This window comes from Stenotrophomonas sp. STEN020 (genome assembly GCF_056760195.1).
Genome location: NZ_JBRREI010000033.1, coordinates 39,992 through 54,872, shown reverse-complemented (window position 1 = coordinate 54,872; position 14,881 = coordinate 39,992). Strand labels below are relative to the sequence as shown.

The window sequence follows — 14,881 nt, the reverse complement described above, 5'->3', positions numbered from 1 at the left end:
GGGGGGTGCAACATCCAAACCCACAACTCGGCACCCCCCCCGCGCCCAGGCCGGGCGGCCTGGGGGGCGGGGAATGCCAAAAAATCCGGGCGCGGCGGTGGCCGCGCCCGGTGTTCAAGGCCCAAAGCCAGAGCGCCCCTGCGCCGCCTTCGGGCAGGCCGCGCAGGGGCGGCGCACAAGTAGCCTTGTGCGCGGGAAACCCTCGAAGCCCATAAGTGCGTCGGCGCACAACGCCGACGACATTCCGAATGCGCCCCGCCCCAATGGTCGGGGCTTGTGGGCCTACGCCCCGGCTTGCTGCCGCAGGTTGCACGAAAGCGTGCCGTCCTCGACGCTGGCGGTTCGTCACCTGTACGTCACGAAGGACGGTTCACCGACACGCCACCCGGCCTTGCAATGGAGCTTCCACGCCACGCCTCAAGCAAGAGGCCGCCTGCTACGTCAGGGGCGCTTTCACCTTGTCGCTGGGCGTTGTCCTTGCCCGTGCCAGGGCGCAAGCCGGTGAAGCCGTCGCGCGGGGAGCCGAGCCGGCCATGTTTCCTTTCGGAGCGGGTCGGCCCAAGGCGTCCTGTCTGTTTGTGAATCCTGGCGGTGGCCGGGCTTCTATGGCTGCAACCTTCCAGCGAAAACAATTTCCCCTGCGCTGTGCGCATTCCTCGCGGGACAAATTCTTTTCGCTTCCAGGCGCTCCACTGCGTTGCGCCCGCAAGCGGTGCAGCCAGCCCGTCCCCCGCCGGTCGGATCACAACAGGACGCGATGGGCGCGAACCCTGTTCAACCGAAAGGAGATTCATCATGGCAAACATCGGCACCTTCACCGCAGAGAAAGACGGCTTCACCGGCACGCTTCGCACCCTGACCCTCAACGTCAAGGTCAAGCTGGTTGCCAACGACAAAGGCGAGAACGAAAACGCCCCCGACTTCCGCCTTCAGGCGGCCGGCCACGACATCGGCGCGGGGTGGAAGAAGACCAGCGAAGCCGGGCGGCCCTACGTGTCAGTGTCCCTCGACGATCCTTCGTTCCCGGCGACGGTCTATGCCCGCCTGATCGAGAACGAGGACGGCACGCACGACCTGATCTGGTCGCGCAGCAAGCCCAAGGCGGCCTGACGGCCGCCCACCGCGCCCCGTCCCTTGCGGCGGGGCGCGATGCTGCTGATCGCAGCGCCGCACGCACAGGGTTTCGGCAGTTGTCTCATGCGCCGCATGTTCAGGGCCGGCATCGCATCGGTGATGGTCGAATGGCTCGAAGCCCGTGGCGACAAGCGCAAGATGGCGTGTCGGCGCTGAAAGCGCCGCCGGGCTTTCGGGCTGCGCCCCGTGCCGACTTCGCCGTCACGGCCATGCGGCTTCAATCCCTCACGCCTTCGCGCCTGCGGCGCTGCGCGCTCCGCTTGCGGCTATGTCTCGAACGCCGCGATCTGGCTTTCCGTCTCGGCCATCAGCACCGCCGTACTGCAATCGAGTGCGCGGGCGATTTTGAAGATGATCGCCAGCGTGGGCATGTGTTCGCCACGCTCGATCTTGCCCATGTGCGAACGCTCGATGCCGGCCAGGTGCGCCAGCGATTCTTGCGCAATCCCTCGCTCCATCCGTAGCGCACGCACCGCCGCGCCGAAGGCTTGCGCCAGGTCGGCATCGAAGGTGGTAACGCCGGCCGGTCGGCCTGGCTGAACGGATCGCTTCTGCATAGACAGAAGCGTCGAATCAAAGGACAATTAAAACCACGTTATCTTTAACTCATTGGCGAAAAAACGGTGTTCCGTGCTTTTACGGAAATCCGTATCTACGGATTCCAACAGAACCGGGGAATCGCATCCGTGTCTTTCCGGCTTCCTACAATTGCGCTTCTGCGCTTGCGTTCTTCCAAGGATGCGATGGCTTGCGCATCCGTGCTTGCGCACGAAAGCACGGAGACGGTTTGGCGGTTCCGTGCTTCGACGCACAAGCGCATCCGCGCATCCTCGGTTTCGTGGAGGTTCCGGCCATGACCCTGCCACTTGTCACCGCTGACGAACGTGCCCGGCTGCTCGCCCACGGAGCGGCGCTCGCCGCTGGCCAGCACCTCGACCCGCTGCCCGTAGTGCGGCTGTTCACCCCCGACGCGCATGTGACCTGGCTGCTGGTGTCGCTCGACCCTGCGGATGACGACACGGCCTACGGGCTGATCGACCTCGGTATCGGGATGCCCTCGCTGGGCACGGTCAAGCTCTCCGACCTAGCCGGCATCGTCGGCCCGCGCAAGCTGCCGGTGCGGCGGGATCGGTATTTCCAGGCGCTGCGCCCACTGTCGGAGTACCTCCGGCTGGCGCAGGAGAACGGCGCGATCACGGACTGATGAAGGCCAGCGCAGCCCGGCCAGCCGGGGCGCATTGTGACTATTTCGGTCTTACCCAAGACCTGTACGGTCTCAATCGGCATTGATGCACCGAAGCGGTGCCAGCATGATGCAAACAGTCATGATCTTTGGCGCGGCCTGCGGCACGGTATCCGGTGCCGCGCACCATTTCCGGGTTGCGCAGCCGTCGCATTCAGACGATTGCCGCAACACGCCGGAGCCAAACGGTCTTGACACCGACAGTTACAGCTTAACCTTTTTTGATGACGACCTGATGGCGTTTCGATAGCTCCCGCACGGCGGAATCCGTGGCGACGCACCCCAAGCACAGGGAGGTCTCGCCATGACTGATCGCAGCGCCGAACACTGGTATCCGACAGCGGCTTATCTCTACGTCCTGCACCTCGACGGCCCCGCACTGGCGTGGGAATACTTGCGCCGAAACCCCGGCTACCGCCGCGACTGGCGGCGCCGTCGCCGGCGGCCGGACGCGGCGCTGGCTTGGGGCCTGCGCCTGCTGGAAGATCCCGCTCTGGATGCGCGCGACGCGCATCCGGCCTGGTTCCCCGATCATGATGCCGTGGTGCAGCTTGTTCCCGATGCCGACCCGCCGCCCGAAGCCGCTGCCTTCGAGTTCTGGCGCGTGCCTGGCCGCAAGCAACTGATCCATGATGGCAAGCGCCTGGTGCTGGTGTCGCACTGGCCCGGCTGCTGCCTGCGGCTCGCGCTCGCGCCCGGCCTGGAAGACGGCATGGCCTACCTGTACGCCACCCGTGCCTGCGCCGCGCCTTGCGCGCGCTACCGCACGCTGGCGACCGAGCTGGATGCGCTGTCCGCCGCGACCGTGGCCGCGCCTGCGGCAGCGGCGCGCTCCCGGCCCACGCCGGCCGCGGTGCTGGAACTGCACACCTTGCAGGCGCTCGACGCGACCCTGGCGGGCGCGTCCTTGCGCGAAGTCGCCGAAGGACTGTTCGGCGCGGATGCCGTCGTGGCCGACTGGCACAAGGACAGCGCCTTGCGTGCCCGCGTGCGGCGGCTGGTCAGGCGTGGCGAGGCGCTGATGCGCGGCGGCTATCGCAGTCTGGCGCAGGTCTCGCCAGTTGCATCGTAGTAAGGGGGGACGTTTTGCAGTCCCTGCAATTCGTCCCTTAGCAAGAAGCCCATCTTTCTTGAAAGTGCCTCTATCCGGCCGCGTGGTGTGGCCGGGCTTGATGGAGGTACATCCCATGCGACCCGCTCCCTTGCGGCCTGCCGCCGCTGCTGTCCCTGCGCCCGCGCAGCCCCAACGCTACCTGACCAACGACGAGGCCGCCGACTACCTGCGCCTGTCGCCGCGCACGCTGGAGAAGCAGCGCGTGATCGGCGGTGGCCCGAAGTTCCGCAAGTTCGGCCGCCGCGTCATGTATGCGGTGAGCGACCTCGACGCCTGGGCCGATGCGCGCAGCTACGCGGCCACTTCCGACCCGGAATATGCCGAACGGCATGCGGGCGACTACCGTGACGGCCGCTGACCATCGGCGCGTGGGTGGCCTTCGCCATGTCCAGCCCGCCAGGGCAAGCCTTGCAGCAGCGCGAACAGCTCGACCTGTTCCGCGCGCTGCCGGGCGACATGGCGCCACGCGACAGCCAGGACTTGATGGCCTTTCCGTTCTTCTCGCTGGCGAAGTCGCGCCGCACGGCGCCGATCGACTTCCGGGCAGGCGGCATCACCATCCGCGTGGAGGGGACGCAGGAGCATGGCATAGCGACCATTTGGGATGCCGACATCCTGATCTGGGCGGCCTCGCAGATCGTGGAAGCCCGCGACGCGGGCATCCCGACCTCGCGGCTGATGCAGGTGCGCCCTTACGAAATCCTGCGCTTCATCGGGCGCGGTACGTCGCTGCGCGACTACCAGCGCCTCAAGGCCGCGCTCGACCGGCTGCAATCGACCACGGTGGCCACGTCCATCCGCGAAACCACGGGAAGGCGACTGCATCGCTTCTCGTGGATCAACGAGTGGAAGGAACTGGCCGATGCCAGCGGCACGCCGCTGGGCATCGAGCTGATCCTGCCGGACTGGTTCTACGCGGGCGTGGTGGACGCGGCCCTGGTGCTGACCATCGACCCGACGTACTTCCGGCTCACTGGTGGCATCGAGCGGTGGCTGTACCGCCTGGTGCGCAAGCACGGCGGACGGCAGGAACACGGCTGGCAATTCGATTTCCAGCACCTGTACCGCAAGTCGGGCAGCGTGGCGCGTTTCTACGACTTCGCCGCCGACCTGCGCGCGCTGGTGGCGCGGCAGTCGCTGCCCGGCTACGTCCTGGGCATCGAGCGGATGCCTGGCGAGAAAACCGAACTGCTGACCTTCCGGCCCGTGCTGCATACGGCACGGGGATAAGTGCGGGAAAACCTGTTAATTCACTCGTGCTATCAGGCAACAGTGGACTCGTGCTATCAGGCAACAAATCCTCGTGCTATCAGGCAACAAAATCGGCCGCAAACCCGCGCCGCTGCTGGGTTTTCTCGCCCCTTAACTTCCCTAACAGTAAATACATAACTTTTAGTAGAAGCGCGCCGTTTCGGTGGACAACCACCCAACGGCACGAAATGCAGGAGCGAAAGACCGGCTTTCCAGCAGGGAGGGCCGCGCCATGATCCTTGCTCTGCTCAACCAGAAAGGCGGCGTCGGCAAGACCACGCTCGCCACGCACATCGCCGGCGAGCTGGCGATGCGCGGCCAGCACGTCATCCTGCTCGATGCCGACCCGCAGGGTTCATCGCTGGATTGGACGCAGCGCAGAAGTCAGCAAGGCTTGCCGCGGCTGTTCAGCGCCGTCGGCCTCGCCCGCGAAACGCTGCATCAGGAAGCGCCAGAACTCGCCAGGCGGGCCGATCACGTTATCATCGACGGCCCGCCGCGCATCGCGGCCTTGGCGCGCTCCGCACTGCTGGCGGCCGAGCGCGTGCTGATCCCGGTGCAGCCCAGCCCCTACGACGTGTGGGCCAGCGCCGAGATGGTTTCGCTGATCCGCGAGGCACAGGTGTTCCGGCCTGCGCTGCGCGCGGCCTTCGTCATCAATCGGCGCGTCAGCACCACCATCATCGGGCGTGAGGCACGGCAATCGCTGGCCGAACAGCCGTTGCCCGCGCTGCGCTCGGAGGTGCATCAGCGCATCGTGTTCGCCGACAGCGTGGCCGCTGGCCGGCTCGCCCGCGAGACAGCGCCCGACAGCGCCGCCGCCCGCGAAATCACCGCCCTGGTGGATGAACTGCTGCGGTGGCCGACATGACGGCGAAGCCACCACCACGCGGCAAGCGTGTCGGCATCGGCGCACGTCCGCCCGCGAATCCGCACGCAGAAGCGTGGATTCGCCAGGGCGATGCCGATGCGCTGGGCAAAGGCGACCTCTACACCGCGCGCCTGACCCTGGACATCACGCCCGCCATGCGGGCGCGCATCAAGGTGTCGGCCTTCACGCAAGGCGTGACCGTGGCCGACCTGCTGCGCGGCCTGCTGGAGCGGGAGTTTCCCGATCACCACAGGGAGAACACACCATGACCGCATCCGCTTTGCCTGCCGCGAACGCGGCACCGGCTATGCCGCTGCCTGCGCTTTCGGCACTCGCCGGACAGGCCGGCAACGTGCCGCTGACGCGCGTTTCGCTGGCCTACATCGAGGCCCGTTTCAAACTCTACCTGCGCTTTGGAGAACCTGCGCGCACACTCCAGCTAGACCGCTGGCGGCGCTGCGCAGTGTTCCTGCCGGGCGCGATGCTCTGCCGCATCCGCTGGCAGGCCAACGATTACGGCACGATCCGATGGCAGCTCATGGTGATGCAAACGTGCACGCCGCTCGATGCCGTGCAGCGCATCCCAGGCGTGCAGCCAGGCGCGCGCCTGCTGCTGCACGCAGAAGGCGATGCCAATGTGCGCGCCGTGCTGGAACGCATCGACGCCATCGAAGCGCTGGGCATCGCCGCCATCGACGTGTCGCCCGCGTACTGGCGCACGCTGGGCAACCGTCTGGCGGCCCGCCTTGCGCTGCCCGAATACACCGCCGAGCGGCACGCCGCTTGGCTGGCCGGGAAGGTGCTGCCATGACGGCCCCGACCAACACGGGCGGCGCGTCGGCCGTTGCGCCGCGTCCTCGCTTGTACCCACGTTCACGTTTGCGCGCTCGCGTCGTCGTGGCGACACTGGCCGCCATCGGTCTCGCTGCGCTGGCCTGGGCGGCTTTCGTGCAACCACCGCCGCGCCTGATCTACAACCCGTCCGACAGCGTGGCGGTCGGCTGGTATCGCATAGAACCGTTCGCCCCGCGCACCGCCTCGCTGCCACGTCCGTTGTCCGTGGACAGCATCGTGCTGGTGCCACTGCCCGACAGGGCCGCCATGCTGGCTGCGCAGCGCGGCTACCTGCCGACGCGCGTGCCGCTGCTCAAACGTGTGGGCGCGGTCGCGCCGCAACACGTCTGCATCGTCGCCGGGCAGGTACGCATCGACGGCGTGCCTGCGGCCGCCGTGCTGCCTGCCGACCGGCTGGGCCGGCCGCTGCCATCCTTGCAGCTTTGCCGCCGCCTCGAACCGGGCGAGCTGTTCCTGTTGAGCGTGACCAACCCGGCATCGTTCGACAGCCGGTATTTCGGCCCGGTCAGCGCATCCGCCGTGATCGGCGTCGCGCATCCGGTCTGGCTGGAGACACGCCCATGATGGCCGCCAATTCGCTGCGCTCCGGCGTGCCATCGGGCATGTCGTTCTACTGTTCGTCGCCGTGTCGTCGCGCCTGCCGTGCCGGTGCATTCGCACCGCACGTCGCGCTGCCTTCGGCGAAGCCGTCCAACGTGCAGGCGTCTTGCCTCGAACGCGCCCGGCCTGCGGCCTTCATAGCGTCAGTTCGCGCGTTCGCCGGCGCGCTGGCTGCTCCCGCAGCAGCGCCGCCGGGCCGCCGGTGCCTGGAGCGACAGCGGAAGGCAAAGGCGGAAGGCAAGATTGAAGGGTGCGGCACCAGGGTGCGCGCAAAGCCAGTCTGCACGTGGGGGTGGCGCGGCACGCGCCTTATGGCGGCTTCGTGCCGCGACAGCAGCCAATGCCTTGCAGCCATTGGAGAATCCGCGTGCCTCGCCCGCCAGGGTGCGACGGGCTTGCCTGGAGCCACGCCATGAACCAGCGCGGAAACTCCCCCGGTGACGACCATTTCCGCATCCGGCCCGGCAAGCCCAAGCAGCGCGGCGACACCTTTGTTTCGCAGGTGCTGCGCCAGGCCGGCAAGGCGGCCAACGCGACCGGCGGCAAGCGGGGCAAGGCGCCCGGTTCACGCCTGGGACGCGGCCATGTGGCGGCCCGCTTCACCGGCCAGTCGCTGACGGCAAACTCACGCCGCGCCACGGTCAAGGTGCGGCTGGTGTATCTCCAGCAGGCCAGCGGCCGCTCCACCGTCCAGCACCTGCGCTACATCGAGCGCGAGGGCGTGGACAGGCAGGGCGGGCCGGGCCATGCCTACGGGCCGGCGACCGACGAGGCCGACACCGCCGCCTTCGAGGAACGCGGCCGGGGCGACCGCCATCAATTCCGCTTCATCGTCTCCCCCGAAGACGCGGAACAACTCGACGACCTGCGCACCTACACCCGGCACCTGATGCAACGGATGGAGGCCGACCTGGGCACGCGACTGGACTGGGTGGCGGTCGATCACTGGAACACCGACAACCCGCACACCCACGTCGTGCTGCGCGGCAAGGACGACACCGGCAAGGATCTGATCGTCTCGCAGGACTACATCACGCGCGGCATGCGCGAGCGGGCGATGGAACTGGCGACCGAGTGGCTGGGGCCGCGCACCGAGCTGGAGATACAGCGTACCCTGGCCCGCGAGGTGGAACAGGAGCGATGGACAAGCCTGGATCGCACCTTGCAGCGTGAAGCCGTCGATGGCCTGGTTCACACGGAACGGCTTGCCGAACCCAGGCTGCAACGCCGGCGCCTGCTGCTCGTCGGTCGCCTGCAACACTTGCAGCGCATGGGACTGGCGACGGAAACGGCGCCGGGCACCTGGGCCATTCATGCAGAAGCTGAATCCACCCTGCGGGCGATGGCCGAGCGCGGCGACATCATCCGCACCATGCAGCGGGCGATGGGCGGCAGGCAGCGCGAGCTGGCCGTGTTCCAGCCCGGCCAGGACGATGGCGAAAACGGCCACACCATCGTGGGCCGTGTCGCAGGCAAAGGGCTGGCCGACGAGTTGTACGACCGAGGCTATCTGGTCATCGACGGCGTGGACGGCAAGGCGCACTACGTGGCGCTGCCGCCGCGCACCGAGCTGGAGCAGTACCCGGCCGGCGCCATCGTGGAAGTGAAGGGTTCGACCGAGGTTCGCGCCGCCGACAAGAACATCGCCGCGCTGGCGAGTGATGGCCTGTACCGTGCCGACCATCACCTTGCCATCGAACAGGGCCGGGCCAAGCCCGGACGCGACCCGCAGGAGGTTGTCGCCGCCCACGTCCGCCGGCTGGAAGCCCTGCGCCGGGCCGGCATCGTGGAGCGCGTGGCCGAAGGGCTATGGAAGGTGCCAGACGATCTGGCCGAGCGTGGTCGCCAGTACGACGCGCAGCGCCTGGGTGGCGTGGCGGTGGAGCTGAAATCGCATCTGTCCATCGAGCGGCAGGCCCGCGTCATCGGCGCGACCTGGCTTGACCAGCAACTGATCGGCGGCGACCGTGGGCTGGGCGACCTGGGCTTTGGCGGCGAGGCCAAGCAGGCCATCCAGCAGCGCGCCGACTTCCTGGCCGAACAGGGGCTGGCCGAGCGGCGCGGGCAGCGCATCATCCTGGCGCGCAACCTGCTTGGCACGCTGCGCAACCGGGAACTGGCGCAGGCCGCCAAGGACATTGCCGCCGAAACCGGACTGGCGCATCGCCCGGCGGCGGATGGGCAGCGGGTCGCCGGTATCTACCGGCGCTCGGTCATGCTGGCGAGCGGGCGCTACGCGATGCTCGATGACGGCATGGGGTTCAGCCTGGTGCCGTGGCGACCCGTGATCGAGCCACGGTTGGGGCAGCAGATCGCGGCGACGGTGCGTGGCGGCGGGGTGTCGTGGGAGATCGGAAGGCAGCGAGGGCCGACAGTTGGATGATCAATGCTCAGCCGGTAATCCATTCGCCTGGCTCGGCCCGCGGACGCTGAGGTCGATCACGTTGACGGCAAGCGGTCAATTGATTTCGCAGACTGGTCGGTGTCCAGGCTGTCGAACGACGGCGCTCAGCCTCGCCATATCGGGATCATTAACGAGGCAAGAGCAGTTCCAGAAACAACTTCTTGTGAAGCTCGTGCATTTTTTCAGCGACAGGCCCGTTTCTTCAGCGCGCTCGCCCAGCAGCACGCATTTGGCCAGCCAATACACGACAGGGCAAAGCACGATCTCGAAATGTTCTGTCAGCGCGCTTTGACGCATCACTCCCCGGCGTACGCATTCGTCGACCAAGGCCTGCGAACTCGCGCGCATCTTCAACAGGATGTTGGCGTGCCATCGTTCGATGAGGCCGGGTACCCGCTTGCTCTCCGCGATCAGCAACTGGAAGGTCGGAACGGCAAGCGGACTGTCCAGGCGTGCATAGAGCTTGTCGATGTAGGCCTCTGCTATCTCCTGGATCGAGCCATTGGCCTCGGACAGAAACACGCTGAAAGAATCTTCCGTCGTAGGCAAGGCTGCCATCAACAGTTCTTCGAAGACCTGATCCTTGCTGCCGAAGTGCGCATAGACCCCTGACTTCGACATGCCTGCGCGTATGGCGATTCCCTCGACAGTGGTCTTGGTAAACCCATGTGCGAGGAACTCGATCAGTGCAGCATCCAGGATTTCCCGCTTTCGCTCGGCTCCTGGCAAATAACGGCGCCGCCGACCGCCTCGGTGAGACGAGCTACTCAAGATATCTCCCGGCCTAGGCCTGCTTCAACACGCTGCGAAATTGTTGCGGCAATTCTAACGCGGCTCGCCTGGCGCAGTCTCGCCATTCTGCTTTCAGAGCTGCAATCAAGGCAGCACGGAGCTTCACTTCAACGCCCACCCGTGCCGCACCCCTTGTCGTAGAGCGGCCCATGCGTACGCCCACGTGACCGATCGAGCCGCGGATAAGCGCTTCGCATTTGGGGAATTGATGCTATAGTCCAAAACGACGAACGGGTCGTTTCTTGCGTAATTCATTGATCGTCATAGGAAGAGGACGCGTTTTGATGGCGGATGAAGGTGAAGTCTCGATACAGATGGATGCGTTGGCCCGCGCTGTCCAGGCCGCTGCCAGCGCGTCCATCTCGCCGCAGTCTCTCCTGCTGGCGTGGACGGATTGGGCTTCGCATCTGGCCTCCTCGCCGGGCAAGCAGTCCGAGTTGATGTCACTGGCGGCCGAACAGGCGTCCGCGCTTGCCGGCTATCTGCGCGAATGCCTTCTGGCCGGCACGGGAGAAGCCCGCGATTGCATCGAGACACCGGTGCAGGATCGGCGCTTCGCTGCCCCGGAATGGCGCCATTGGCCGTTCAACCTGTTGCATCAGGTCTTTCTGCTCAACCAGCAGTGGTGGTCGCAGGCCACCCATGGCGTATCCGGCGTGGACAAGCACCACGAGAACGTGGTGGCCTTCGCGGCCAGGCAGTGGCTGGACATGCTCTCTCCCGGCAACCACCTGCTGACCAATCCAGAGGCGCTGGCACGTACCGTCGCCGAGGATGGCGCGAACCTGCAGCGCGGCCTGGCGCATCTGCTTGACGACATCGAGCGCTCGCTGGCCAAGCTGCCGCCCGCAGGAGCGGAGGCGTTCGTGGTCGGTCGCGATGTGGCCGCCACGCCGGGCAAGGTGGTGCTGCGCAACCAGTTGATGGAGCTGATCCAGTACGCGCCCTCGACCGAAACGGTGCACCCGGAGCCGGTGCTGGTGATCCCCGCCTGGATCATGAAGTACTACATCCTCGATCTTTCTCCGCACAACTCCCTGATCAAGTATCTGGTAGGCCAGGGCTATACGGTGTTCTGCATCTCCTGGAAGAACCCGGGCCAGGCCGAGCGCGATCTGGGCATGGACGAGTATCTGGAGCAGGGCTTCCATGCAGCGCTGCAGGCCGTCAACGCGATCGTTCCCAAGCGCAAGGTGCACGCCACCGGTTATTGCCTGGGCGGGACGCTGCTGGCGATTGCCGCTGCGGCGATGGCGCGCGATGGCGATGAGCGTCTGGCCTCGTTGAGCCTGTTCACGGCGCAGACCGACTTCAGCGAACCCGGCGAACTCGGGTTGTTCATCGACGAAAGCCAGGTGTCCATGCTGGAAGCGCAGATGGCCGAGGCCGGTTATCTGCGCGGCGACCAGATGGCCGGCGCCTTCCAGATGCTGCGCTCCTATGACCTGCTTTGGTCGAAGATGGTGCAGGAATACCTGCTCGGCGACCGCAGGCCGATGAACGACCTGATGGCCTGGAATGCCGATCTGACCCGGATGCCGGCGAAGATGCATTCGCAGTACCTGCGGCGGCTGTTCCTGGACGACGATCTCAGCGAGGGGCGCTACCCGGTCGGCGGCCGTCCGGTCTCGCTGGGCGACATCGGTCTGCCGACGTTCGCCGTCGGCACGCTCACCGACCACGTCGCGCCCTGGCGCTCGGTGTACAAGCTGCATTACCTCACGCCCACCGAGATCACCTTCGCGCTGACCAGCGGCGGGCACAACGCCGGCATCGTCAGCGAACCGGGCAGGCCCAGACGCAGCTACCGGATCGGTACGCGTGCGGCCGGCGCCAGCTACGTGCCCCCCGACCGTTGGCTGGAGCAGACGCCGGTACAGGACGGGTCGTGGTGGCCGGCCTGGATCGCGTGGCTGCAGGAACGCTCGGGAACGCCCGTCAAGCCGCCCGCGATCGGGGCGCCCTCCAAGGGCTACAAGCCGCAGTACGCGGCGCCGGGCCACTACGTGCTGGAGACATGACATGAACGATATGCCAGCCGTCGCCACAGGTGGCAAGCGCCGTCCGCCGCCGCTGCGGGCCCGGCCGATCCTGGCCAGCACCGCGCTGGCGCTGCTGGCCGGCTGCGCCAGCCTGGCGCCGGAGTATGAACCGCCCGTCGCGCCGGTACCGCAGAGCTATGCGTCCGCCGTGGGCGCATCGACGCCAGGGCGCGAGGATCTGCCGCCCTGGCGCGACTACTTCACCGATCCGCTGCTGCAGCGCCTGATCGAGACGGCGCTGGGCAACAACCGCGACCTGCGCGTCGCCGCGCTCCGGGCCGAGGAAGCCCGAGCCGCATTCCAGATCCAGCGCGCCGATCAATTCCCGGGCCTGGGCCTGGGCGTGCAGGGCGCGCGCGCGCGGGTGCCGGGCGATCTCAACTACTATGGGCAGTCCGTGGTCGGCAGCGAATACCGCGCCGAAGTCGGCCTGAGCAGTTGGGAACTGGACCTGTGGGGCCGCATACGCAACCTGAAGGATGCGGCACTGCAGCAGTGGCTGGCCACCGATGCCGGCCGTCAGGCGGTCGAACTGGCGCTGATCGTCCAGGTCGCCGATGGCTACCTGGGGCTGCGTGAACTGGACGAGCGCGTGGCGATCGCGCGCCGCACCGTGGATTCGCGCGCGGAGTCCTACCGCATCTTCCAGCGCCGCCAGGAAGTCGGCTCGACCTCCCGGATGGACCTGACCCAGGTGCAGACCCTGTTGACCCAGGCGCAGGCGCTGCTGGCCCAGCTCGAACGCGCGCGCGCCAGCCAGTACCACGCACTGGCCCAACTGGTCGGCGCCGATCCCGGCGCGCTCCCGGCCCGCGCGCCGTTCGACGAGGACACGGTGCTGGCAGCGCTGCAGCCAGGGCTGCCTTCGGACCTGTTGGTCCGCCGCCCCGATCTCATCGCCGCCGAGCATCAGCTGCGTGGCGCCCATGCCAACATCGGCGCCGCGCGCGCGGCGTTCTTCCCGCGCATCGCCCTGACCGGCAGTTGGGGCACGGCCAGCGCCGAGCTCGCTGGCCTGTTCGATTCCGGCAGCCGCGCGTGGACCTTTCTGCCGACGCTGTCGCTGCCGATCTTCGACGCCGGCCGTCGCCGCGCCAACCTGGAGCTCAGCGAAGTGCGCCGCGACATCGCGGTGGCCCAGTACGAGAAATCCATCCAGACCGCATTCCGCGAGGTCGCCGACGCGCTGGCGGCCCGCCACTGGCTGGCCGAGCAGTTGCAGGTGCAGACCGTCGCGCGCCAGGCCCTGGCCGAACGCTCCCGGCTGGCCCAACTGCGCTACGACAACGGCTCGGCCGCCTATCTCGAAGTCCTCGACGCGCAGCGCAACCTGCTGGACACCGAGCAGCAACTGGTGCAGGTGCGCCGTGCGCTGCTGTCCAGTCAGGTCGCGCTGTACGGCGCGCTCGGAGGCGGGCCTGGCCAGCGCTCCAGTGGCGCAGAAGCAGGCCTTTCCACCCATTCGCAACGGGCGTCGGACATACCATGAGCAAAGCATCGTCCCTTTTTTCCAAGAAACGCATCGTCCCCGCTGCGCTGGTCGTCGCCGTCGCGGTGCTGGCATGGTGGGGCTGGCAGCGCTGGTCCGACCACGGCCCGGGCGAGGGATTCGTCAGCGGCAACGGGCGCATCGAGGCCACCGAGATCAACGTGGCCACCAAGTTGCCCGGCCGGGTGGAGGAGATCCTGGTGCGCGAGGGCGACTTCGTGCAGGCCGGGCAGACGCTGGCGCGGATGCAGACCGACACCCTGCGCGCCCAGTACGACCAGGCCGAGGCCGGGCGGCAACAGGCCGAGCACGGCGTGGCCGCGGCCCAGGCGCAGATCGCGCTGCGGCAGAGCGAGGTGGCCACCGCGCAGGCGCTGGTCGTCCAGCGCGAGGCCGAGCTCGATGCTGCGCGCCGCCGGCTGGCGCGTTCGGAGACGCTTTCGGTGGAGGGCGCCTCCTCGGCCCAGGAACTGGACGACGACCGCGCGCGGGCACGCGCCAGCCAGGCGGCGGTCGCGGCGACCCGGGCCCAGGCTGCCGCTGCCCAGGCGGCCGTGCGCGCCGCCGAGGCGCAGCTGGTCGGGGCGCAGTCCACGGTCCGCGCGGCCGAGGCCGCGGTGGCGCGGATCCAGGCCGACATCGACGACAGCGCGCTCAAATCGCCGCGCGCCGGCCGGGTGCAGGTGCGCGTGGCGCAGCCGGGCGAAGTGCTCGGCGCCGGCGGGCGCGTGCTCAACCTGCTCGACCTGTCCGACGTCTACATGACCTTCTTCGTGCCCGAGACCAGCGCCGGTCGCATCGCCATCGGCAGCGAGGTGCGGATCGTGCTCGACGCCGCGCCGCAGTACGTGATCCCGGCCACGATCTCCTTCGTCGCCAGCCAGGCCCAGTTCACGCCCAAGACGGTGGAGACCGCCAACGAGCGCCAGAAGCTGATGTTCCGCGTGCGTGCGCAGATTTCCGAGGATCTTCTGCGTCGGCATCTGGAGCAGGTCAAGACCGGAGTGCCCGGGGTGGCCTGGATCCGGCTCGACAGCGACCAGGCCTGGCCCGCCGATCTGGTTGCCAATGTGCCGGCGGAGTGAG

At 67.6% G+C, this 14,881-nt stretch carries 17 protein-coding genes; 15 read left to right on the top strand and 2 right to left on the bottom strand.

The window, feature by feature from the left end; genetic code table 11:
- Positions 1 to 795: 795 nt before the first annotated feature.
- Both ACVOLZ_RS14385 and ACVOLZ_RS14380 read left to right on the top strand, forming a co-directional pair.
- Positions 796 to 1,110 (top strand): DUF736 domain-containing protein, encoded by a 315-nt coding sequence (locus tag ACVOLZ_RS14385; RefSeq protein WP_033474826.1) that lies wholly within the window; start codon positions 796 to 798, stop codon positions 1,108 to 1,110.
- Between the two features lie 39 nt (positions 1,111 to 1,149).
- On the top strand, positions 1,150 to 1,290 hold the full coding sequence (locus tag ACVOLZ_RS14380; RefSeq protein WP_154583261.1) for a hypothetical protein: 141 nt from the start codon (positions 1,150 to 1,152) through the stop codon (positions 1,288 to 1,290).
- A 110-nt stretch (positions 1,291 to 1,400) separates the two neighbouring features.
- Here the strand turns inward: ACVOLZ_RS14380 and ACVOLZ_RS14375 are convergent, their stop codons facing one another.
- A complete protein-coding gene (locus ACVOLZ_RS14375) occupies positions 1,401 to 1,691 on the bottom strand; it encodes a helix-turn-helix domain-containing protein (protein ID WP_033474827.1) in 291 nt (96 codons plus the stop codon).
- A gap of 296 nt (positions 1,692 to 1,987) precedes the next feature.
- Between ACVOLZ_RS14375 and ACVOLZ_RS14370 the strand changes: the two genes are divergently transcribed.
- From ACVOLZ_RS14370 to ACVOLZ_RS14325, 10 genes are all read left to right on the top strand, one after another.
- Positions 1,988 to 2,338 (top strand): DUF2958 domain-containing protein, encoded by a 351-nt coding sequence (locus ACVOLZ_RS14370; RefSeq protein ID WP_481516742.1) that lies wholly within the window; start codon positions 1,988 to 1,990, stop codon positions 2,336 to 2,338.
- A gap of 106 nt (positions 2,339 to 2,444) precedes the next feature.
- Complete coding sequence (locus tag ACVOLZ_RS14365) at positions 2,445 to 2,627, top strand: hypothetical protein (protein ID WP_088886606.1); 183 nt, start codon at positions 2,445 to 2,447, stop codon at positions 2,625 to 2,627.
- Positions 2,628 to 2,681: 54 nt separating this feature from the next.
- Positions 2,682 to 3,449 carry a DUF2285 domain-containing protein gene (locus tag ACVOLZ_RS14360; protein ID WP_033474828.1) on the top strand — a complete coding sequence of 256 codons (768 nt, stop codon included), beginning with the start codon at positions 2,682 to 2,684 and terminating at the stop codon, positions 3,447 to 3,449.
- A gap of 115 nt (positions 3,450 to 3,564) precedes the next feature.
- Positions 3,565 to 3,849 (top strand): helix-turn-helix transcriptional regulator, encoded by a 285-nt coding sequence (locus ACVOLZ_RS14355; RefSeq protein ID WP_033474906.1) that lies wholly within the window; start codon positions 3,565 to 3,567, stop codon positions 3,847 to 3,849.
- 14 nt (positions 3,850 to 3,863) lie between these two features.
- Positions 3,864 to 4,721 carry a replication initiator protein A gene (locus ACVOLZ_RS14350; RefSeq protein WP_428992494.1) on the top strand — a complete coding sequence of 286 codons (858 nt, stop codon included), beginning with the start codon at positions 3,864 to 3,866 and terminating at the stop codon, positions 4,719 to 4,721.
- Between the two features lie 253 nt (positions 4,722 to 4,974).
- Positions 4,975 to 5,613: a ParA family partition ATPase gene (gene parA / locus ACVOLZ_RS14345; protein ID WP_033474829.1), complete on the top strand. Its 639-nt coding sequence runs from the start codon at positions 4,975 to 4,977 to the stop codon at positions 5,611 to 5,613.
- The gene (locus ACVOLZ_RS14340; RefSeq protein WP_033474908.1) at positions 5,610 to 5,882 is read left to right on the top strand and encodes a hypothetical protein; all 273 of its coding nucleotides are present in this window, start codon (positions 5,610 to 5,612) and stop codon (positions 5,880 to 5,882) included. Before parA ends, ACVOLZ_RS14340 begins: the two co-directional genes overlap by 4 nt.
- Positions 5,879 to 6,424: a DUF2840 domain-containing protein gene (locus ACVOLZ_RS14335; RefSeq protein ID WP_033474830.1), complete on the top strand. Its 546-nt coding sequence runs from the start codon at positions 5,879 to 5,881 to the stop codon at positions 6,422 to 6,424. The genes ACVOLZ_RS14340 and ACVOLZ_RS14335 overlap by 4 nt, the downstream gene beginning before the upstream one ends.
- The gene (locus tag ACVOLZ_RS14330) at positions 6,421 to 7,032 is read left to right on the top strand and encodes a S26 family signal peptidase (protein WP_033474831.1); all 612 of its coding nucleotides are present in this window, start codon (positions 6,421 to 6,423) and stop codon (positions 7,030 to 7,032) included. Before ACVOLZ_RS14335 ends, ACVOLZ_RS14330 begins: the two co-directional genes overlap by 4 nt.
- Positions 7,033 to 7,480: 448 nt before the next feature.
- The gene (locus ACVOLZ_RS14325; RefSeq protein ID WP_033474832.1) at positions 7,481 to 9,451 is read left to right on the top strand and encodes a relaxase/mobilization nuclease domain-containing protein; all 1,971 of its coding nucleotides are present in this window, start codon (positions 7,481 to 7,483) and stop codon (positions 9,449 to 9,451) included.
- A gap of 75 nt (positions 9,452 to 9,526) precedes the next feature.
- On the opposite strand, the gene ACVOLZ_RS14320 is transcribed toward ACVOLZ_RS14325, so the two are convergent.
- Positions 9,527 to 10,243 carry a TetR/AcrR family transcriptional regulator gene (locus ACVOLZ_RS14320; RefSeq protein ID WP_481516741.1) on the bottom strand — a complete coding sequence of 239 codons (717 nt, stop codon included), beginning with the start codon at positions 10,241 to 10,243 and terminating at the stop codon, positions 9,527 to 9,529.
- A 305-nt stretch (positions 10,244 to 10,548) separates the two neighbouring features.
- Here ACVOLZ_RS14320 and ACVOLZ_RS14315 point away from each other — a divergent pair, with 305 nt between their 5' ends.
- Genes ACVOLZ_RS14315 through ACVOLZ_RS14305 form a run of 3 tightly spaced genes read left to right on the top strand, consistent with a single transcriptional unit; the run spans position 10,549 to position 14,880 of the window.
- Positions 10,549 to 12,285, top strand: coding sequence for a PHA/PHB synthase family protein (locus tag ACVOLZ_RS14315; protein ID WP_481516740.1), 1,737 nt, complete (start codon positions 10,549 to 10,551; stop codon positions 12,283 to 12,285).
- Position 12,286: 1 nt separating this feature from the next.
- Positions 12,287 to 13,795, top strand: coding sequence for an efflux transporter outer membrane subunit (locus tag ACVOLZ_RS14310; RefSeq protein WP_481516739.1), 1,509 nt, complete (start codon positions 12,287 to 12,289; stop codon positions 13,793 to 13,795).
- Positions 13,792 to 14,880: an HlyD family secretion protein gene (locus tag ACVOLZ_RS14305; RefSeq protein WP_481516738.1), complete on the top strand. Its 1,089-nt coding sequence runs from the start codon at positions 13,792 to 13,794 to the stop codon at positions 14,878 to 14,880. Before ACVOLZ_RS14310 ends, ACVOLZ_RS14305 begins: the two co-directional genes overlap by 4 nt.
- Position 14,881: the final 1 nt, after the last annotated feature.